General features: G+C 71.0%; 20 protein-coding genes. 7 read left to right on the top strand and 13 right to left on the bottom strand.

Annotation, left to right across the window (positions count from 1 at the left end; all coding sequences use genetic code 11):
• Nucleotides 1–109 precede the first annotated feature (109 nt).
• The 3 genes from LRA98_RS06635 (at nucleotide 110) to LRA98_RS06625 (ending at nucleotide 2,180) form a co-directional block, all read left to right on the top strand.
• Nucleotides 110–727, top strand: coding sequence for an NAD(P)-dependent oxidoreductase (locus LRA98_RS06635; RefSeq protein WP_238633360.1), 618 nt, complete (start codon nucleotides 110–112; stop codon nucleotides 725–727).
• A gap of 123 nt (nucleotides 728–850) precedes the next feature.
• A complete protein-coding gene (locus tag LRA98_RS06630) occupies nucleotides 851–1,243 on the top strand; it encodes a YajD family HNH nuclease (RefSeq protein WP_201169506.1) in 393 nt (130 codons plus the stop codon).
• A 61-nt stretch (nucleotides 1,244–1,304) separates the two neighbouring features.
• Nucleotides 1,305–2,180, top strand: coding sequence for a PfkB family carbohydrate kinase (locus tag LRA98_RS06625; protein WP_238633361.1), 876 nt, complete (start codon nucleotides 1,305–1,307; stop codon nucleotides 2,178–2,180).
• Between the two features lie 267 nt (nucleotides 2,181–2,447).
• Here the strand turns inward: LRA98_RS06625 and LRA98_RS06620 are convergent, their stop codons facing one another.
• The gene (locus LRA98_RS06620; RefSeq protein WP_238633362.1) at nucleotides 2,448–3,224 is read right to left on the bottom strand and encodes an SDR family oxidoreductase; all 777 of its coding nucleotides are present in this window, start codon (nucleotides 3,222–3,224) and stop codon (nucleotides 2,448–2,450) included.
• A 32-nt stretch (nucleotides 3,225–3,256) separates the two neighbouring features.
• Nucleotides 3,257–4,417, bottom strand: coding sequence for a methionine adenosyltransferase (gene metK / locus LRA98_RS06615; RefSeq protein WP_238633363.1), 1,161 nt, complete (start codon nucleotides 4,415–4,417; stop codon nucleotides 3,257–3,259).
• Between the two features lie 203 nt (nucleotides 4,418–4,620).
• On the opposite strand from metK, the gene gap reads away from it, so the two are divergent.
• The gene (gene gap / locus LRA98_RS06610; RefSeq protein WP_201169501.1) at nucleotides 4,621–5,631 is read left to right on the top strand and encodes a type I glyceraldehyde-3-phosphate dehydrogenase; all 1,011 of its coding nucleotides are present in this window, start codon (nucleotides 4,621–4,623) and stop codon (nucleotides 5,629–5,631) included.
• A gap of 136 nt (nucleotides 5,632–5,767) precedes the next feature.
• Here the strand turns inward: gap and LRA98_RS06605 are convergent, their stop codons facing one another.
• The 7 genes from LRA98_RS06605 to LRA98_RS06575 all read right to left on the bottom strand — a co-directional run bounded on the left by LRA98_RS06605 (nucleotide 5,768) and on the right by LRA98_RS06575 (nucleotide 13,130).
• Nucleotides 5,768–6,463 carry a Crp/Fnr family transcriptional regulator gene (locus tag LRA98_RS06605; protein ID WP_201169498.1) on the bottom strand — a complete coding sequence of 232 codons (696 nt, stop codon included), beginning with the start codon at nucleotides 6,461–6,463 and terminating at the stop codon, nucleotides 5,768–5,770.
• Between the two features lie 124 nt (nucleotides 6,464–6,587).
• On the bottom strand, nucleotides 6,588–7,475 hold the full coding sequence (locus LRA98_RS06600; protein WP_201169495.1) for a phosphoribosylaminoimidazolesuccinocarboxamide synthase: 888 nt from the start codon (nucleotides 7,473–7,475) through the stop codon (nucleotides 6,588–6,590).
• A gap of 10 nt (nucleotides 7,476–7,485) precedes the next feature.
• The gene (locus LRA98_RS06595) at nucleotides 7,486–8,919 is read right to left on the bottom strand and encodes a cryptochrome/photolyase family protein (protein ID WP_238633364.1); all 1,434 of its coding nucleotides are present in this window, start codon (nucleotides 8,917–8,919) and stop codon (nucleotides 7,486–7,488) included.
• Nucleotides 8,920–8,922: 3 nt separating this feature from the next.
• Complete coding sequence (locus tag LRA98_RS06590) at nucleotides 8,923–9,819, bottom strand: MerR family transcriptional regulator (RefSeq protein WP_201169489.1); 897 nt, start codon at nucleotides 9,817–9,819, stop codon at nucleotides 8,923–8,925.
• Entirely contained in the window at nucleotides 9,812–11,035 is a 1,224-nt protein-coding gene (locus LRA98_RS06585; protein WP_238633365.1) for an SAM-dependent methyltransferase, read from the bottom strand. The genes LRA98_RS06590 and LRA98_RS06585 overlap by 8 nt, the downstream gene beginning before the upstream one ends.
• On the bottom strand, nucleotides 11,032–11,796 hold the full coding sequence (locus LRA98_RS06580; RefSeq protein ID WP_201169484.1) for a DUF1365 domain-containing protein: 765 nt from the start codon (nucleotides 11,794–11,796) through the stop codon (nucleotides 11,032–11,034). The genes LRA98_RS06585 and LRA98_RS06580 overlap by 4 nt, the downstream gene beginning before the upstream one ends.
• Entirely contained in the window at nucleotides 11,793–13,130 is a 1,338-nt protein-coding gene (locus LRA98_RS06575) for an FAD-dependent oxidoreductase (RefSeq protein WP_201241477.1), read from the bottom strand. The genes LRA98_RS06580 and LRA98_RS06575 overlap by 4 nt, the downstream gene beginning before the upstream one ends.
• A 146-nt stretch (nucleotides 13,131–13,276) precedes the next feature.
• Between LRA98_RS06575 and djlA the strand changes: the two genes are divergently transcribed.
• The 3 genes from djlA to LRA98_RS06560 all read left to right on the top strand — a co-directional run bounded on the left by djlA (nucleotide 13,277) and on the right by LRA98_RS06560 (nucleotide 16,116).
• Nucleotides 13,277–14,083 carry a co-chaperone DjlA gene (gene djlA, locus LRA98_RS06570; RefSeq protein WP_201169478.1) on the top strand — a complete coding sequence of 269 codons (807 nt, stop codon included), beginning with the start codon at nucleotides 13,277–13,279 and terminating at the stop codon, nucleotides 14,081–14,083.
• Between the two features lie 79 nt (nucleotides 14,084–14,162).
• Nucleotides 14,163–14,708, top strand: coding sequence for a macro domain-containing protein (locus tag LRA98_RS06565; RefSeq protein ID WP_201169475.1), 546 nt, complete (start codon nucleotides 14,163–14,165; stop codon nucleotides 14,706–14,708).
• Entirely contained in the window at nucleotides 14,701–16,116 is a 1,416-nt protein-coding gene (locus tag LRA98_RS06560; protein ID WP_201241478.1) for a M20/M25/M40 family metallo-hydrolase, read from the top strand. Before LRA98_RS06565 ends, LRA98_RS06560 begins: the two co-directional genes overlap by 8 nt.
• Nucleotides 16,117–16,119: 3 nt before the next feature.
• Here LRA98_RS06560 and LRA98_RS06555 read toward each other — a convergent pair whose 3' ends face one another.
• The 4 genes from LRA98_RS06555 to trhA are packed head-to-tail and all read right to left on the bottom strand — an operon-like array spanning nucleotide 16,120 to nucleotide 18,627.
• On the bottom strand, nucleotides 16,120–16,272 hold the full coding sequence (locus tag LRA98_RS06555) for a hypothetical protein (protein WP_201169471.1): 153 nt from the start codon (nucleotides 16,270–16,272) through the stop codon (nucleotides 16,120–16,122).
• 2 nt (nucleotides 16,273–16,274) lie between these two features.
• Nucleotides 16,275–16,820 (bottom strand): lactoylglutathione lyase, encoded by a 546-nt coding sequence (gene gloA / locus LRA98_RS06550; RefSeq protein ID WP_238633366.1) that lies wholly within the window; start codon nucleotides 16,818–16,820, stop codon nucleotides 16,275–16,277.
• Nucleotides 16,821–16,853: 33 nt separating this feature from the next.
• Nucleotides 16,854–17,918 (bottom strand): calcium/sodium antiporter, encoded by a 1,065-nt coding sequence (locus LRA98_RS06545; protein WP_201169467.1) that lies wholly within the window; start codon nucleotides 17,916–17,918, stop codon nucleotides 16,854–16,856.
• A gap of 31 nt (nucleotides 17,919–17,949) precedes the next feature.
• On the bottom strand, nucleotides 17,950–18,627 hold the full coding sequence (gene trhA, locus LRA98_RS06540) for a PAQR family membrane homeostasis protein TrhA (RefSeq protein ID WP_201169466.1): 678 nt from the start codon (nucleotides 18,625–18,627) through the stop codon (nucleotides 17,950–17,952).
• Nucleotides 18,628–18,811 lie beyond the last annotated feature (184 nt).

The following is an 18,811-nucleotide window of genomic DNA, read 5'->3' as shown; positions in this document are numbered from 1 at the left end:
ATCACGCAGGAGCGTCGGGCGGTAACCTGGGGCGCCAATTTCGGGGGCGCCTCTGCAAACACGGGTGGACTGTACCACAGTGGAATCGGGAAGGGGAGGAGAATCGTCCATGAAGATTGCGGTGTTTGGTGGGACCCGTGGCGTCGGGGCCGAGGCGGTGCGCCAGGCCCTGGCGCGCGGATGGCGGTGTCGGGTGCTGGCGCGCAGCGCGGACCGGGTACCGGAACTCCCTGGGGTCGAGGTGGTGGTTGGCGACGTGCTCGACCCGGAGGCCGTGGGGCGGACGCTCTACGACTGCGACGGCGCGGTTATCGCCCTGGGGCAGACCCGGCGCAACCCGCCGCGGTTGTGTAGCGAGGGCACCCGGGTGATCGTCGATGCGATGCAACAGCAGGGTGTCCCCCGGGTGGTGGCGATCTCGGCCATGGGGGTCGGTGACAGCTACGCCCAGGTCTCGGTGGTCTTCCGGCTGCTGATTCGTACCCTGATGAAGGAGCTGATGATGGACAAGGAGCGTCTCGAGCGGATCCTGCGCGACAGCGACCGCGACTGGGTGGTGGTTCGCCCGGGGCGGCTGACCCACCGTCCGGCCCGCGGGCAGTGGCGCGCCGGAACCGACCGGGAGACCGGCGCCGGCTCGGTGAGCCGAGCCGATGTGGCCACCTTCCTGCTCGATCAGCTGAGCGAGGATCGCTACCTGCGCCAGACCCCCTACATCACCGGCTGAGCCCCGCGGGCGGCAGGGGCGGCCGACGGCCCCGGCCCGCCGCGGCGGCGTGGCGGTGCCGGGGAGGGGTGGCTACCATAGACGGTGCTACAGGTACATCGAGCCGGATCAGGGAGGTCAGCCATGGGGCAGTCCGACGGGAAACGCCTGGACGCCATCGTCGCCCGGGCCCAGCAGGAGCGCGCCGAGCGCGAGCGCGGCTACCGGGAGAAGGCGCTGAAGCTCTTCCCCTGGGTGTGCGGCCGTTGCGGGCGCGAGTTCGACCGGCGCAACGTGCGCGAGCTTACCGTCCACCACATCGACCACAACCACGACCACAACCCGGAGGACGGCAGCAACTGGGAGCTGCTGTGCCTCTATTGCCACGACCACGAGCATCAGCGCGAGATCGGTCCGGCCACCGGCCCGGAAGCACCGCGCAAGAAGGGGCGCGGCGCCGCTCCCCAGGCGACGCACACGCCCTTCGCCGGGCTCGGTGATCTGCTTGGGCGCGATCCGGAGCAGGGCAGCGACTGATCCCGCCCGTGCCCTGCCGCTGGGTCAGCCGCCAAGAGAGACGGTCGCAAGGAGTCGAATCATGCCGACGATCCTCGCCGTCGGGATCGCCACCCTCGACATCATCAATACCACCGAACGTTATCCGGCCGAGGACGACGAGGTGCGGGCCATCGCCCAGCGCGTGGCCCGCGGCGGCAACGCCGCCAATACCCTGGATGTGCTCGCCCAACTCGGTCACCACGGCCGCTGGCTCGGCGTCCTGGCCGACGATGCCGACGCCGCACGGATCGCTGCAGCACTGACCGAGCGCGGCATCGACTATCGCCATGCGCCGGTGTGCGCCGGCGCGCGCTCCCCGGTCTCCTACATCACGGTCAGCCGTGCCACCGGCTCGCGGACCATTGTCCACCACCGCGATCTCCCTGAGCTTGCCGCCGCGGACTTCGCTGCGCTGCCCCTGGACGGTGTCGACTGGCTTCACTTCGAGGGGCGCAATGTTGCGGCCACCCGGGCCATGATTCGGGATGCCCGGGCGCGGGCGCCGCAGCTGCCGATCTCGGTGGAACTCGAGAAGCCCCGCCCGGAGATCCACGCCCTGGCCGCGGCGGCCGACGTGGCGATCTACGCCCGCGCCTACGCGCAGGCCACGGGCCACGCCGATCCAGAGGGTTTCCTGGCCGGGATGCCCTGCGGTGGGCTGGCCTTCTGCGCCTGGGGCGCCGACGGCGGCTGGCTGCGCCGCGGCGACGGCACTCTCCACCACGAGCCGGCCTGGCCGCCGGCGCAGGTGGTGGATACGGTGGGCGCCGGCGACTGCTTCAATGCCGGGCTGATCGACGCCCTGAGCCGCGGCCAGGCGCCGGAGCGGGCGCTGCGCCGGGCCAATCAGGTGGCCGGGGCCAAGTGCGGTCAGGAGGGTTTCGCCGGACTCGCCCGGTTGCTGGGGGGCGCCTAGGAACTACGCGGGGCCCAAGGGGGTGGTGCTGCCGCTGCCCTCCTGCGGGTCCGCTGAACGCGCCCCGCCTGACGGCGGGGTCCCCTGCGCTGCTCACCCCGGCGGGGCCGCTCACAATGCGCGGCTTCGCCGCGCTGACGCTCGCTGATCAGCGCGAACCGGTAAAGGTTCGCGCTGAACCCCCGCCGGGGCTGCGCTGCTCGGCGCGTCCAGAAAGGACCCGCAGGAGGGCAACGGCAGCACCACCGCGCCAGGCCCGATGCGCCCCTACCAGGGGATGGGCTGCCCGTCCCAGGCGAAGAACCCGCCGCTGTCCGAGGCATCGAGGCCATCGATCACCGCCAGCAGCTGGCGCACCGTGCGCTGTGGCGGGAACAGCTGATCGGCCGGCACCCAGGCTTGGAACGGCGCCGAGAGATCCGTATCCGTCGTCCCCGGGTGTAGCGACACACAGGTGACTGCCGGCGCCCGGCGCTCCAGCTCCACCGCCAGGGTGCGGATGAACTGGTTCAGCGCCGCCTTCGAGCCCCGGTAGGCGTACCAGCCCCCCTTGCGGTTGTCACCGATCGAGCCCACCCGCGCCGAGATCGCCGCGAAGACCGCCGGATCGCCGTGCTCAAGCCGGGGCAGGAAGTGACGCGCGACCAGCAGCGGGCCGGCGGCGTTGACCTGAAACAGCGCAGAGAGCGCCTCTGGCGTGACCGCCTCCAGCCGCTTCTCCGGCCGGATCCGCCGGGCCCGGTCGTGCAGCAGCCCGGCGGCGTTGACCACCAGATGCAGCCGGCCTTGCGCCGCCGCCACCTCCGCCGCCGCGTCCTGGATGGTCGACTCCTCGGTCACGTCTAGGGTCAGCAGCCGCAGCCGTTGCGGATGGGCCTCGGCCAGCGCCTGCAATGCCTGCGCCCGCGCCGGATCCCGGCAGGAGGCCCAGACCCGTGCGATCCGATCCTGCGCCAGGCACTGCTCGACAAATTGCAGCCCGATGCCGCGGCTGGCCCCCTGGATCAGGACCTCACCGCCTTGCGGGATCCAGTTCAGTGCCATGGGTGTCCTCCTCGGGGCGTTCGTCGCCGCGGTTAGAGCCCGGCCTCGGCGGCCAGGGCCTGGGCGCGGTCGGTGCGCTCCCAGGTGAAGGCCTCGCCGTCGCGGCCAAAGTGCCCGTGGGCGGCGGTCATCTGATAGACCGGGCGCAGCAGCCCGAGGTCGCGGATGATGGCGTAGGGGCGTAGATCGAAGTGGCGGCGGACCAGTTCGGTCAGCCGGGCCCGCGGCAGCACCCCGGTCCCGAAGGTCTCCACCGAGATCGAGACCGGCTCCGCGACCCCGATGGCGTAGGCGACCTGCACCTCGCAGCGGCGGGCGAGACCGGCGGCGACCAGGTTCTTGGCCACGTACCGGCAGGCGTAGGCCGCCGAGCGGTCGACCTTGGACGGATCCTTGCCCGAGAAGCAGCCGCCACCGACGCGGGCGATGCCGCCGTAGGTGTCCACTACCACCTTGCGCCCAGTGAGCCCGGCATCGCCCAGCGGCCCGCCGACGACGAAGCGGCCGGTGGGGTTGATGTAGAAGCGGGTCCGCTCATCCAGCCAGCTCGCTGGCAGGGTGGGGCGCAGGATCTCCTCGATGACCGCCTCGCGCACCGTTTCCAGCTTCGCCGCCTCGCTGTGCTGGGTGGAGAGCACCACCGCGTCGATGGCCACCGGCTCGCCGTCGGCGTAGCGGCAGGTGACCTGACACTTGGCGTCGGGGCGTAGCCACGGCAGGCTGCCGGCGCGGCGGAGCCGGGCGTGACGCTCCATGAGCCGGTGGGCGTGATGGATGGGGGCGGGCATCAGGGCCGGGGTCTCGTCGCAGGCGTAGCCGAACATCAGCCCCTGATCACCGGCTCCCTGGCTCTGCGGGTCGTCGCGGTCGACCCCCCGGGCGATGTCCGGCGACTGCTGGCCCAGGGCGTGGAGAACCGCGCAGGTGTCGGCATCGAAGCCGAGCTGCGAGCCGCTGTAGCCGAGGTCGCGGACGGTCTCGCGAACGACCCGTTCGAAGTCGATGGACGCCGAGGTGGTGAGCTCGCCGAAGAGCAGCACCATGCCGGTCTTGATCGCCGTCTCGCAGGCCACCCGGGCGTGGGGGTCGGTGGCGAGGGCGGCGTCGACCACGGCGTCGGAGATTCGGTCGGCCATCTTGTCCGGATGGGCCTCCGAGACCGACTCCGAGGTGAAGAGGTAGTGATCATCCATGGCAAGCCCCTGACAAATCAGCTATCGCGCCAGCTAATTACCGGCATCCTCAATCTTGATGGCCTGTATCCCCGCAGCGCGGATGGATCGGTTACACTGCCGCGGTCGCCGTTTCGACGCAACGGACGCGGTGCAGGACGGCGGGGGCGCCGGCGAGTACCGCAGCAGATTCAAGATGAAGCGTAATTGAGGGAGGAGGATCCATGACCATCAACGTAGCGATCAACGGTTACGGGCGTATCGGCCGCAATGTCCTGCGCGCGCTCTACGAGAGCGGCCGCACCGACGAGATCCGCATCGTCGCCATCAACGACCTCGGCGACGCCGAGACCAACGCCCATCTGACCCGCTACGACACGGCCCACGGCCGCTTCCCCGGCGATGTGCAGGTGGAAGGCGGTGACCTGGTGGTCAACGGCGACCGCATCAAGGTCTGCGCCGAGCGCAACCCCGCCGACCTGCCGTGGAAGGATCTCGGGGTCGATGTCGTCATGGAGTGCACCGGGCTGTTCACCACCAAGGAGGCTGCCGGTGCCCACATCCAGGCTGGTGCCAAGAAGGTGGTGATCTCTGCTCCCGGCGGCAAGGACGTGGACGGCACCTTCGTCTACGGCGTCAACCATCAGCAGATGACCCCGGAGCTCGAGGTGGTCTCCAACGCCTCCTGCACCACCAACTGCCTGGCGCCCATGGTCAAGGCCATCCAGGACAAGATCGGGGTCGAGGCCGGCCTGATGACCACGGTTCACGCCTACACCAACGACCAGGTGCTGACCGACGTCTTCCACAAGGATCTGCGCCGCGCCCGCAGCGCCACCCATTCGCAGATCCCGACCAAGACCGGTGCCGCCGCGGCGGTGGGTCTGGTGTTGCCCGAGCTCAACGGCAAGCTCGACGGCTTCGCCATCCGCGTGCCGACGATCAACGTCTCGCTGGTGGATCTGACCTTCACCGCCTCCCGCGACACCAGCGTCGAGGAGGTCAATCAGGTGGTGAAGGCGGCCTCCCAGGGTGAGCTCGCCGGCGTGCTCGCCTACAACGAAGACCCGCTGGTCTCCATCGACTTCAACCACAACCCGTCGTCGAGCATCTTCGATGCCACCCTCACCCGCGCCATGGGCGGTCGCCTGATCAAGGCCTGCGCCTGGTACGACAACGAGTGGGGCTTCTCCAACCGCATGCTCGACACCACGGTGGCGCTGATGCGCGCCTGACCAGCTGCGGCATTCGCTGTAGCCACCGCCCCATCCGGCCTCGCCGGGTGGGGCGGTTTTGGTTTTGCGATTCAGAAGCGGTTTTGGCGGCGGGCGCCGGGCGGGGGTGGCCCGCCGGGGGTGGCCCGCCGGGTGGCTAGGTGCTGCGGGCGCTTTCCACGAGCTGGTGGAGTTCGTCGGCGTCGAGCAGGCGCACGTGGCCGCCACGCTCCTCGAAGACCCGCTCGCGCTTCCAGCGCGCCATCACCCGGCTGACCGTCTCTACCCGCAGGCCGAGCAGGTCGCCTAGCTCGCTGCGCGACAGCGGCAGCGGCAGCCACTCGGCCTGGCAGCCGTGCTTGGTCTGCCAATGGAGCAGGAACGAGGCCACGCGCTCCTCGGCCTTGCGCGCACCCAGATCCAGGGCCAAGGTCTCGACCTCGTTGAGGGCGCGTCGCCACCGGTTGAGCAGGGCGTTGGTGAAGGTCGGATCGGCGGTGCGCAGCTGCTCCAGCAGGGTGTTGGGCAGCCGGCACAGGGAGACCGGGGTGAGCGCGATGGCGCTGTGGTGGTGGGCGTCGCCGAACAGCCCCTCGGCACCGAAGAAGTCGCCGCCGACCAGCAGGCGCACGATCTGCTCGCGCCCGCCGGGCTGGTTGCGCACCAGCTTGATGATGCCCTCGCGCAGGGTAAAGGCCGAGTCGGCGCTGCCGCCTTCCTGGTAGAGCACCGTCCCCGCCGGTTCGCGGAACTCCTGGGCCTGATCCTGAAGCTGCGCGACAGTCTGCGGGTCGATCTCGCCGAACAGCGCGACGGAGCGGATGGCGCAGTTCTCGCAGTCGCTTGGCTCCATGGGGATCCACTCCGCGGGGTTGATGCCCTGACGGGGGGACTCTACCACATTCGCGACGTCTGTATTGTGCATGATCAATTCTGCCCCGTGGGTCGGTCCATGGCCGCGGCTCCGCGGACGGCGCCTAGCGGGTGAGCAGGCGCTCGGCCTCGCGGTACTTATCCGCGGTTCTGCGGATCACGTCGTCGCTCAGGTGGGGCGCCGGCGGGCGCTTGTCCCAGCCCAGCGCCTCGAGGTGATCGCGGATGTACTGCTTGTCGAAGGCCGGGGGCGCAGTGCCGGGTTGCCAGGCGTCGGCCGGCCAGAAGCGCGACGAGTCCGGGGTCAGCAGCTCGTCGATGATCACCGGCTCGCCCTCCGGTGTGACGCCGAACTCCAGCTTGGTATCGGCGATGATCAGCCCGCGGGCTTCCGCGTGCTCGGTGGCCAACGCGAAGATCTCCAGGGCGATGGTGCGGATCCGTTCGGCCAGATCGGCGCCGATGAGCTCGACGGTCTGAGCGAACGAGATCGGCTCGTCGTGGTCGCCGACAGCGGCCTTGGTGGTCGGCGTGAAGATTGGTTCGGGCAGTCGGTCCGACTGGCGCAGGCCGCCGGGCAGGGCGACCCCGGAGACGGTGCCGTCCTGCTGGTAGGACTGCCACCCGGAGCCAGCCAGGTAGCCGCGGACGATGGCCTCCACGGGCAGTGCCTGCAGGCGGCGGACCACCACGCCGCGCTCGCGGACCTGATCGGCCTCTTCCGGGGCCACCACCGACTCCGGTGGGGTATCGAGCAGGTGGTTGGCGGCCAAGTGCCCAGTCTTGCGGAACCAGAAGTTCGAGACCCGGGTCAGCACCGCCCCCTTGTCGGGGATCGGGTCCGGAAGGATGACATCGAAGGCCGAGAGCCGATCGGTGGCCACGATCAGCAGCCGTTGGTCGTCCACGGCGTAGATGTCACGGACCTTGCCGCTGTGCAGCAGCGGCAAGCTCTGGATGCGGGTCTGGGAAACGGGCGTACTTGTTGTCATGCACCCTACCCTACCCGAGGGCCTGGAATGCTGCCAGCGCCTCCTTGCGGCTGGTGGCCAGATCGACCAGCGGCTCGGGGTAGTTGTGCCCGAGGCGCAGGCCGCAGCGCGCCCGGGCGTCGGCGGGCGCCGCCCAGGGTTGGTGGATATGGCTCTTGGGCAGGCCGGCGACCTCGGGGACCCACTGCCGGACATACTCGCCATCCGGGTCGAAGCGCTCGCCCTGGCGGACCGGGTTGAAGACGCGGAAATAGGGGGCGGCGTCGGCACCGCAGCCGCTGACCCACTGCCAGCCCATGCTGTTGCTGGCCAGATCCCAGTCCACCAGCGTATCGCGGAAGTGCGCCTCGCCGTGCTGCCAGGGCAGGCGCAGGTTCTTGACCAGGAAGGAGCCGACCACCATGCGCACCCGGTTATGCATCCAGCCGGTGGCCCAGAGCTCGCGCATGCCGGCATCCACCAGGGGTACGCCGGTCGCACCCCGGCGCCAGGCGTCGAGCAGGGCGCCGTCCGGATCCTCGCGCCAGGCGAAGCGGCCGAACCGCTTGTCGATGGGTGTGTCGTGCAGCTGCGGCTGCTGCCAGAGGAGGTGGTAGGCGAACTCCCGCCAGCCCAGTTCGGCAAGGAAGGTGTCCAGGGCCTCGGCCGCCGCCGGCTGCGCCTGCCGCGCGTCGTGTACGGCGTGCCAGAGCGTGCGGATGCTGACCTCGCCGAAGTGCAGGTGCGGCGACAGCCGCGAGGTCCCTGGTCGCGCCGGGTAGTCGCGCTGCTCGGCGTAAGCGGTTGCTGCCGTTTCCAGGAACCGCTCCAGGCGCTGCGTGGCGCCGACGGTACCGGGCTGCCAGGAGGCAGCCAGCTTTTCGTCCCAGCGGATGCGCGGCAGCAGCCCCAGTGCCTCCAGCGGCTGTGGTTCCGGGATGGCCTCCGGCAAACCGGGCAGTGCCGGGGGCGAAGTCGGACGTGGTGGATCCAGCTGCGCGCGGACACTGCGCCAGAAGGGGGTGAAGGCTCGGTACGGGGTGCCGCTGCGGTTGCGCACAGCGCTCGGGTCGGTGAGCAGGCCGTCGGGGAGGACCTCCAGGCGGGCCCCGATCTCGGCCAGCGCCTCGGCGACGGCAGCCTCCTGCTGTCGGGCCCACGGCTCGGCGATGGCCGTGCAGTAGACCACCGTGGCGTCGCTGATCTGCGCCCAGTGGCACAGCCGCTCGGCGCTCGATCCGCTGTCCAGGCAAAGCCGGCTGCCGGCGGCGGCCAGCTCGGCGTCCAGGGCGGCGAGGCTGTGGTGCAGCCACCACAGGCTGGCTGCGCCGGCGGCGGGTCGGGCTTCCTCCGGGGCGTGGATGTAGACCGGGGCGATGCGCTCCGCAGCCTGTGCGGCGCGGGCCAGGGCCGGCTGATCGGCCAGGCGCAGGTCCCGGCGCAGCCAGACAAGGGCGGTGCTCACGGCTCAGTCTCCCTGTTGCGGTGGGTGGCAGAGGCGGTCGATGACCTGGTGGGGCTCGCCGGCCAGGGCCCGCACCCCGGCCGGCAGGCCATCGGGCTGCTCAGCGGCCGGGCCGGTGACCGCCGTCTGGCCCGGCCAGCCGCCGGCCAGGTTGGCTACTGCCTCGTCCCAGGCTGCCGCCGGATGGGCGCCGCCGTAGAGCAGCAGGTGGTCCGCCGCAGCGCGGCGGGCCCCGGCATCGATGGCCGCTGCCGGCACCGCCTCGCCGAGCAGTACCGGGTGGTGGCCCCGGTTCAGGGCGGTCAGCGCCAGGATGCACAGGGCCACGCCGGTGACGCCGGTGGCGGGTCCCGGCTGCGCCGGTGCGGCCAGCAGCAGGCGCTGCCCCTGGCCCTGCGCCGGCGCCCGATTGGCCAGGTGCCCCAGGCGCCCGCGCAGGTAAGCGGCCAGCAGGTGCCCCTCGGCCACCGCCTCGGCATCGCCGGCCAGGCGCTCGCTGAGCACCGGCAGCAGAACGTGGCTCGCCGCCCGGTCCACCGGGTAGAGGCTGAGCAGCTCGCTCAGGGCGCCGTCCAGAGCGGCGGGCTCGAAACGCGCCAGGGCCCGGGCCAGGTGGCTGCGCCAGGCCGGCCAAGGCTCCTCACCGGCGGCGATCTCCTCGCCGCTCTCCTCGGCGGCGAGCGCTTCGCGGGCCCGGCTGATCAGCACCCCGCGGTCGAGGAGCTGGAGGATCCGCCGGATCCGCGCGATATCGCCCTCCGAGTAGAGGCGGTGGCCCTTGGCGGTGCGGTGTGGACGGATGAGTCCGTAGCGACGCTCCCACGCCCGCAGGGTGACCGGGTTGACGCCGGTGAACTCCGCGACGGTGCGGATCGGATAGACCGGCGTCTCGTCAGGCATGCGGGCGCCGGACCAGGAAACGCTGCAGATCGATGCGCCCGCAACGGAAGCCGCCCTCGCAGTAGCCGAGGTAATAGCGCCACATGCGCCGGAAGCGCTCGTCAAAGCCCTGTGCCCGGACCTGGTCGCTACAGGCGAGGAAACGCTCATGCCACGCCAGCAGCGTGTCGGCGTAATCACCGGCGTGGCTGGTCACCCGCTCGCAGTGCAGCCCGGCGGCGCCGAGGCCCTCGCGGACGTGGTGCTCGGTGGGCAGCATGCCGCCGGGGAAGATGTAGCGCTGGATGAAGTCCGGGCCACCGGTGTAGACCGGCCAGGATGCCTCGTCGATGGTAATGATCTGCAGCAGAGCCCGCCCGCCGGGGCGCAGGCAGCGGTAGACGGTGTCGAAGAAGGCGGGCCAGTGCTCCTGGCCGACGGCCTCGAACATCTCGATGGAGACGATGTGGTCGAACTGCCCGGAGACCTCGCGGTAGTCCTGCAGGCGCAGATCGGCCCGGTCGTTCAGGTTCGCCTCGGCCAGCGCCGACTGCGCCCAGGCCAGCTGCTCGCGGGAGAGCGTCAGCCCGGTCACCGCCAACCCGGCACCGGCTGCCTCCCGGGCGAAACCGCCCCAGCCGCAGCCGATCTCCAGCACCCGCTCACCGGGCTGCGCGCCCAGCTCATCGAGGGTGCGCCGGTACTTGTTGCGCTGTGCGTCGGCCAGTGGCTGTTCGGGCTCGGCGAAGAGTGCCGAGGAGTAGGTCATGGTCTCGTCCAGCCACAGGCGGTAGAAGTCGTTGCCCAGGTCGTAGTGGTAGGCGATGTTGCGCCGGCTGCCGCGCAGGGTGTTGGCGCGCAGTCGGTGCAGCAGCCCGAGCAGGGCGCGGGTGTACCAGCGCCCTGCCGGCGTGGCGTTGTAGGCGTGTTCATTGCTGGCCATCACCTGGATCAGCGGCGCCAGCGCCGGGGTGTCCCACTCGCCGGCCATGAAGCTCTCGGCGAAGCCGATGTCGCCGCGGTGCAGGACGCGCGCGACCAGTCGGGCCGGCCGGTGCAGGGTCATCTCGGCAGCTGGGCCATCGATCTCGCCGCCGAACATCAGCGAGCGGCCGTCGGGCAGGTACAGGCGCAGGGTGCCGGTGCGAAAGCGCGCCAGCCAACGGATCAGCGGCCGCGCTGCCAGCGGCACACCGGGTTGTGTGCGGGCAGATCCGGTTTGGCTGATCTGCGTCATCCAACGAGCTCCTTGGGTGATTCGGGTTTGCTGTGGAATCGGCCACCGCGCAGGTAGATCTTCAGCGCCTGCCAGTGGATGCCGACCAGGGCGCGGATCCCCGGCGGCGGCAGCCGGCCGAGGATGCGCAGCAGCTGACCGTCGGTCAGCGAACGGCGCTCACCGGTCTGCACCGCCGACAGGCGGCGCCCCTCCTCGCCATGGTAGCCGATGGCCACCGCCAGCGACTCGGTCAGCGCCGAGAAGCGGAAGCGGTACTCGCCGTCGACGGGCAGGAACGGCGAGACGTGAAAGACCTTGGTGGCCTGGCTGCGAATGGGGAAAGGCATGGGCGCCCCGTCCTGGTGGAGCAGGTAGCCGTAGACCTCGCCGAAGGTGTTGTGCACCTCGCAGAGCACGGCGCGCGGGCGCTCGTCCCGGTCGAGGCAGAACCACACCGACAGCGGATTGAAGGCGTGGTTGAGCACTCGGGGCACGGTCAGCAGCAGGACGCGGCCGTCCGCCGTGTCCAGGCCGCGCTCGGCCAGCACCGAATCGATCCACGGGCGCAGCGGCGTACCGTCCCGCGGGCCGTAGTCCCGATCGTGAAGGCTGATCGGCCCGCTGCGGTTGTAGGCGAATAGCCGGCACCGCGCATCCAGCGCCGGGAGGTCGTCAACGTCGAAGAGGAACGCGGCGTAGCGGTAGCGGAAATGGTACTGCGGCGCGATGCTGCGCCGGTGGGTGACCCCACCGACGTAGAGCGCAGGGGCTTCGATCATGCCGCCTCCCCCACCGGCTGTCCGGCGGCCGCGGTGGCGCTGGCCGGGGCGGCCTGCGCCTCGCCGCCCCACGGCGGCGGGCAGCCGAGCTGCTCGGCGACGCGCACCGCCGAGCGCAGACCGTCCTCGTGGAAGCCGAAGCCGGTCCACGCGCCGCAGAACCACAGCCGGTCGCGGCCCTGGATCGCCGGCAGCGCGTCCTGGGCGGCGGCGGCGTCCCCGTCGAGGACCGGGTGCGTGAAGGCCAGCCGCCGCTGCACGTAGGCGTCGTCGATGGCGTCCACTGGGTTGAGGCTGACGAAGATGTTCTGCTCGCTGGGCACCTGCTGCAGGCGGTTCAGCCAGTAGGTGACCGAGACCGGGCGCCGGGATTGCTCGTCGGCGGCGCTGATGTGGTTCCAGCTGGCCCAGATGCGGCGGCGTTGCGGCATGGCCGAGGGGTCGGTGTGCAGCAGCGCCAGGTTGTCCTGGAAGCGGCATTGGCCGAGCAGCCGGGCCTCCTCGTCGGTGGGGGCGTCGAGCATGGCCAGCGTCTGGTCGGCGTGGGCGGCCAGGACCACCTCGTCGAACTCGCCCAGTTCGCCGTCGTCACCGCTCAGCCGCACGCCTCCTGCGTCTAGGCGCTGGACCCGACGCACCGGCGTGCTGGTGTGCACCGCGTGGAGGGCCGGCAGTAGCTGGTCGATATAGCGCCGCGCGCCACCGGGGACGGTGTGCCACTGCGGGCGGTCGGCCAGATCGAGCAGGCCGTGGTTGCGGAAGAAGGCCAGGAAGCGCCGGGCCGGGAAGGCGCGCAGGGTGCTCGGCGAGGCGGACCAGATCGCCGCGGCCATGGGCATCAGGTAGTGGCGGCGGAACCCGGAGCCGTACCCGCCGGCGTCCAAGTACTCGCCCAGTGGCAGGTGGTCGTCCAGGCTGCCGGCCAGATCGCGCTTGGCGCGGCGATTGAAGCGCAGGATGTCGTAGACCATGCGCAGGAAGCCCGGGCGGACCAGGTTGCGCCGTTGGGCGAAAAGCCCGCGCAGGCTCTCGCCGTTATACTCCAGGTCGTCGTCGCGGTCGGCGCAGGCAAAGGACATGTCCGAGGCTTGGGCCTCAATGCCCAGGTGGTCGAACAGGGCGCACAGGTGCGGGTAGTTGCGCGGGTTGAAGACCATGAACCCGGTGTCCACCGGGTGGTGGCCGTCGCTCAGGCGGGCGTCGATGGTGCAGGTGTGGCCACCGACGTAGTCCTCGGCCTCGAAGAGCGTGACCCGATGCCGGCCCGCCAGCAGCCAGGCGGCTCCGGCGCCGGCGATCCCTCCGCCGACGACTGCGACATGCTTGTCCGGCACGATGATTCCCCTTCTTGTTGGCAGCGTCCGTGTCCCCTAAGGGTCACCCGATCGACGAGCATTGTAAAACGCGGCCGGGGATGCAAGCGGGCTGCCCTCGACGCAGCCGCTCGGGTATCCTTGGCCCGCGCTGGAAGGTGAGGTGGATGCAGCAGCCGTACCGCATAGTTCGCCGCTGGTCGGGGCGGATCCTCGCCACCCTCGGCGGCTGGCTCATCGCCGGCTGGAGCGGGGCGGTGGCGGGCTTGGCCGTGGGGGCCCTGATCGATCTGTGGGTGCGCCTGACCCAGGTCGTGGGGCTGGTCTGGAGCGGCTGCGGCCTGGGCCGCACGCAGCGTCTTTTCCTCGGCGCTACGGCCCTGACCATGGGTCATCTGGCCAAGAGCGACGGCCGCGTCAGCGAGCAGGAGATCGCCGCCGCCCGCCGGGTGCTGGGAGAGCTGCCGCTGGACGAGCGTGGCCGCCGGCGGGCGATCACCATCTTCAACCGCGGCAAGGCGCCCGACGCCCCGCTGCGTCCGGTGCTTGGCCTGCTGCGGGTGGTTGGCCGCAACCGTCCCCAGGAGCTGGCCCGCTTTCTGGAGTTCCAGCTGCGCGTGGCGCTGGCTGATGGCGCCCTGGATGCGCCGCGGGAAAGACTGCTGCGCCGCATCTGGCACCAGGTGGGGGTGTCCCGGGCCGACCTCGACGCCCGACTGGCCGAGCTGCGCCGCGGCACGGTCCGCCGCGGCGTGCGCCCGACCCTGGACCACGCCTACCGGCTGCTTGGGCTCAGTCGCGGGGCGAGTAGTGACGAGGTGCGCAGGGCCTACCGGCGCGCGATCAGTCAGAGCCACCCCGACCGACTGATTGCCCGGGGCGTCTCGGAGGAGGAGCTGGAGGCCGCCGGCGAGCGGACCCGCCAGATCCGGGCCGCCTACGAGGCCATCCGTGAGGCCCGCGGCGGCTCCTGACTGCTACCTTCCCGGAAGAGGCCTTGTCACGTTGCCCCGGTGGCCAGCCGGTTGCCGGGCGCCGTTGTCAGGAGGGAGGATGCAGGCACGATTCGCGGATCTCATTGTAGAGACGCGGGTGGGGGACATTGCCGCCCAGGATGATTGCGATGCCGTGGTCAATGCCGCCAATGCCCAGCTGATGCCCGGCGGCGGGGTCGCCGGCGCGTTGCATCGCGCCGCCGGCCCGGAGCTGGCCGAAGCGTGCCGGCCGCTGGCGCCCATCCAGCCGGGGCAGGCGGTGATCACCTCCGGCTTCGCCCTGCCGAACCGGCACGTCATCCACTGCCTCGGGCCGGTCTACGGCGTCGACGAGCCCGGCGAGCAGCTGCTCGCCGCCTGCTACCGCAACGCGCTGCGCCGCGCCGAGGAGCACTGGCTGACCAGCCTGGCCATGCCGGCGTTGTCCACTGGTGCCTTCGGGTTTCCCATGGAGCGCGCCGCCCGCGTCGCCGTGGGTACCCTGCGCAGCACGGCGGCGCAGCTCCGGCACGTACGGCGCGCCTGCTTCGTCCTCGCCGACGAGTCAGCGCGCAGCATCCACGACCAAGTGATTCAAGAGCTGGCGGAGGAACAAGGTGGCTAACGTCCTGGAAACGCAGCGGGTGATCGATACCTGGAACCGGGAGGCCCTGCCGGCCCTGGAGCAGTTCGTGCGCATCCCGGCCCGATCGCCGCACTTCGACCCGGAGTGGGCGGCCAACGGCCACTTGGACCGGGCGCTGGAGCTGGCGGAGGCCTTCTGTCAGCGCCACCTGCCCGGTGCAGAGGTGGGCATCGAGCGGCTCGAGGGGCGGACCCCGCTGCTGTTCGTCGATCTGCCCGGAAGCGACGATTCGGCGGGCACTGCGTTGCTTTACGGTCACCTGGACAAACAGCCGGAGAATACGGGCTGGTCTGATGGCCTCGGTCCCTGGGAGCCGGTGGTGCGCGAGGGCCGGCTCTACGGGCGCGGTGCGGTGGACGACGGCTACGCCGTCTTCTCGGCGGTGGTGGCCATCGCCGAGTTGCAGGCGGCGGGGCTGCGCCATCCCCGCTGCGTGCTGGTCATCGAGGCGTGCGAGGAGAGCGGCAGTTTCGACCTGCCGGCCTACCTCGATGCCCTGGCACCGCGCATCGGCCAGCCGGATCTCATCGTCTGCCCCGACGCCGGGTGCGGGACCTACGACCGACTGTGGAATACCACCTCGCTGCGCGGCATGATCACCGGTACCCTGCGCGTGGATGTGCTCCGTGAGGGGGTGCACTCCGGCGACGCCGGCGGCGTGGTGCCGTCGAGTTTCCGCATCCTGCGCCAGCTCCTCAGCCGCCTTGAGGATCCCGAGACCGGCCGCGTACTGCCGCAGCTCTGCGGCGTCACCATCCCCGGTCTGCGCCGGCAGCAGGCCGAGCACGCCGGCGCCGTGCTCGGCGACCTGACTCGCGACCGCTACCCCTTCCTGCGCGGGGTCGAGGCGCAGTCCGAAGACCCCGCCGAGCGCATCCTCGATCGCACCTGGCGCGCCGCGCTGGAGGTGGTCGGTGCCGAGGGGCTGCCCCCGGTGGAGGCCGCCGGCAACGTGCTGCGCCCGTTCACCGCCACCAAGCTGGCGCTCCGCCTGCCCCCCACCGTCGATGCGGAGGCCGTGGCCGAGGGGCTGGAGACGCTGTTCTGCGAGGATCCGCCGGCCCGGGCGCGGGTGCGCTTCGAGCCCGATGCGGTGGCTTCCGGCTGGGCCGCGCCGGAGCCTGAGCCATGGCTCTCCGGCGCCCTGGAGGAGGCCTCGCAGGGCCACTTCGGAGCGGCACCGGTGCACATGGGCGAGGGCGGGACCATCCCGCTGCTCAACTGGCTGGAGCGGCGTTTCCCCGCGGCGCAGTACCTGGTCACCGGCGTGGCCGGGCCCGGCTCCAACGCCCACGGCCCGGACGAGTTCCTGCACCTCGACGCGGCTCGCCGGCTGACTGCCTGCCTGGGCGAGGTGCTGCATGCCCTCGCCGGTCGGCCGCGCTGAAGCTCAGATCGTCCGCGTAAAGGCGAGGATGGCCAGGATCAGCAGCACCGCCGCGAGGATGAACGCGGTGTTGCTGATCACCTCGGTGCGCTCGCGCACGGCGATGCCGGCGACGATCAGCACCGCCATCCCGAGCAGCATCAAAAGGCCGGGCATGATCAGCCCAGCCCCTGGCGTTCCAGCAGATCGGGCTGCACCACCTCGATCCAGTAGCCGTCCGGATCGCGAATGAAGGCGATGCCCTGCATCCGGCCCTCCTGAGGGCGCTTGACGAAGTCTACCTGCAGCGCCTCGAAGCGCTCGCAGGCGCTGTAGACGTCGGGGACGGTGATGGCGATATGGCCGAAGCCCTTGGGCTCGGTGTTGCCGTCGTGGAAGGCCACCTCCGGGTCGCTCTCGTCGCCCCAGTTGTGGGTCAGCTCCAGCACCCCCTCGCGGCCGAAGTTCCAGGTGGTGCGCGGACCATCTTCGCTGGGGACCTCGGCAGCCTGGCGGTCGTCCAGGAAGGCGAGGAAGTAGAGCGTAAAGCGCATCTCCTCGAAGTCCAGGCGGCGCACCAGGCGCATACCCAGTACCCGGGTGTAGAAGTCCAGGGAGCGCTGCGGATCCTTGATGCGCAGCATGGTGTGGTTGAGCTTGAAACCGTCGGTCTCCGGCTCTGGCTGCTCGCATAGGCCGGCGGCGGCGTCGAAGTGGCGGCTCATCGTCGGCTACTCCCAGAGGGTTCGGGTGTCACGTCAACTATACAACCCGCGGCGGTAGTCGCGCAGCTGCCGCGTGACGCCCACGGCCAGCGTGATCAGCGTCAGGGGCACCACGAAACCGAGCATCACGGCGCTGAAGGGGCCCAGGGCCTGGTGCTGCGCCGCGGCCAGGAACAGGAAGGCGCAGTAGGCGGCGTAATACCCAAGGAACAGCGCCCCCTCCCAGCGGGCGACGGTGTGCCCGGTGAAGAAAACGGGCAGGCAGGCGAAGGCGACGGCGAGCATCACCGGCAGGTCGAAGGCGAGGGCGGCGGCGTTCACCGTCACCCCGCCAGGCGCGGCCAGAGCGGCCAGGCCGAGGACGGCCAGGAGGTTGAAGATATTGCTGCCGACCAGGTTGCCGACCGCCATCTGGCGGTCGCCGAGCCGGTAGGCGCTGACCGTGGTGGCGATCTCCGGCAGTGACGTGCCCACTGCCACCAGGGTCAGGCCGATGACCAGATCGCTGATCCCCAGTGCCGCGGCCAGCGCCGCCGCCGCGTCCACCAGCAGGAAGGCGCCCACGGCCAGCAACGGGATGCCTATCACCAGTCGCAGCAGGGCCCCGGGGAGGCGTGCTGGAGCGCTCGGTTCGGCCTCGGCCGCGATTTGGCCCCGGTCCCGGGCCAGGGTCAGGGCCAGATAGCCGGCCAACCCGGTGAGCAGGATCACGCCGTCCAAACCGGCCAGCGTCCCGTCCCGGGCGAGGAGCAAGGTGAGCAGCGAGGCGGCCAGCATCACTGGCACGTGGATGCGGATCAGCCGCCGCGCGACGACGATCGGCGCGATCAGCGCCGCCAGTCCGAGCACCAGCAGGATGTTGGCGATGTTGCTGCCGACGACGTTGCCCAGTGCCAGATCGGCGGCGTGGTCGGTGAAGGCGGCCCGCAGGGTGATGGCCAGTTCCGGGGCGCTGGTGCCGAAGGCGACCACGGTCAGTCCGATGACCAGCGGAGCGAGGCCCAGCCGCCGGGCCAACTGGCTGGCGCCGCGGACGAGCAGCTCGGCACCGGCAATGACGCCGGCCAGCCCGGCGGCGAAGAGCAGTAGATCGGTCATGTCGGCCCGTTACGCAGGTGTCCCGGAGGGATCAGAGCTGGGTCGGTTCCGGCGCCAGGACTACGCCCGCCAGAACGGCTGCATAGTGACAGCTGGCGGCGGCGAGGACCATCCCGTGCCAGGCGACGTGGTGGTAGGGCAGGCGGTGCCAGAGGTAGAGCAGTACCCCGGCGCTGTACAGGACGCCGCCGAGTACCAGCAGGATTAGCCCGGCCGTGGACAGTGCCGCCACCAGCGGATCGAGGACGACCACCACCGACCAGCCCAGGGTCAGGCACAGGACCACCGAGAACGCCCGGCCCGGCGGCCGGGGCAGCAGGAGCTTGGCGCCGATGCCGATCAGCGCGACCGCCCACACGAAGGCCAGCAGCGCCCAGCCGTGGGGTGGCTCGAGGGCGTTGACGGTGAACGGGGTGTAGGTCGCGGCGATCATAAAGAAGATCGTCGCGTGATCCAGGCGGCGCAGCCGTTCGGCGCGCGTCGAGTGGTGGTCGGTGAGGTCGTGGTTGCACAGCGCCGACGCTAGAAACAGGGCGACCAGCGCCAGCCCGTAGAGGGTGACGCTGCCGATCAGGGTCGGGTCGCCACGCTGGATGGCCAGGGTGACCAGAACGGCCGCTCCGGCCAGGGCGGCGGCGATGGCCACCCAGTGCAGGATTCGGTCGGCGGCCTGTTCGGCGCGGCTGTAGGTTCGGGCGCTGAGGCTCATACCCCACAGTATAGGAAGATCGCTGCGGCGGGCTCCAAGGGTCGATCCGCTACAGTGGACGGCGCGTGGAGGCGGGGTGGGAAACGCGCGCGACCTGGCCGGTACGCCCAGCCCGATGCCCTAGTCGGCGGAGGCGCCCCCGGCTTGCCGGATCGGCGAACGCGCCCCGCCTATCGGCGGGGTT

It is taken from the genome of Halorhodospira sp. M38 (assembly GCF_022227985.1).
Lineage (GTDB): Bacteria > Pseudomonadota > Gammaproteobacteria > Nitrococcales > Halorhodospiraceae > Halorhodospira > Halorhodospira halophila_A.
The sequence above is the reverse complement of the archived record's forward strand: the minus strand, read 5'-3'. Positions and strand labels throughout refer to the sequence as shown.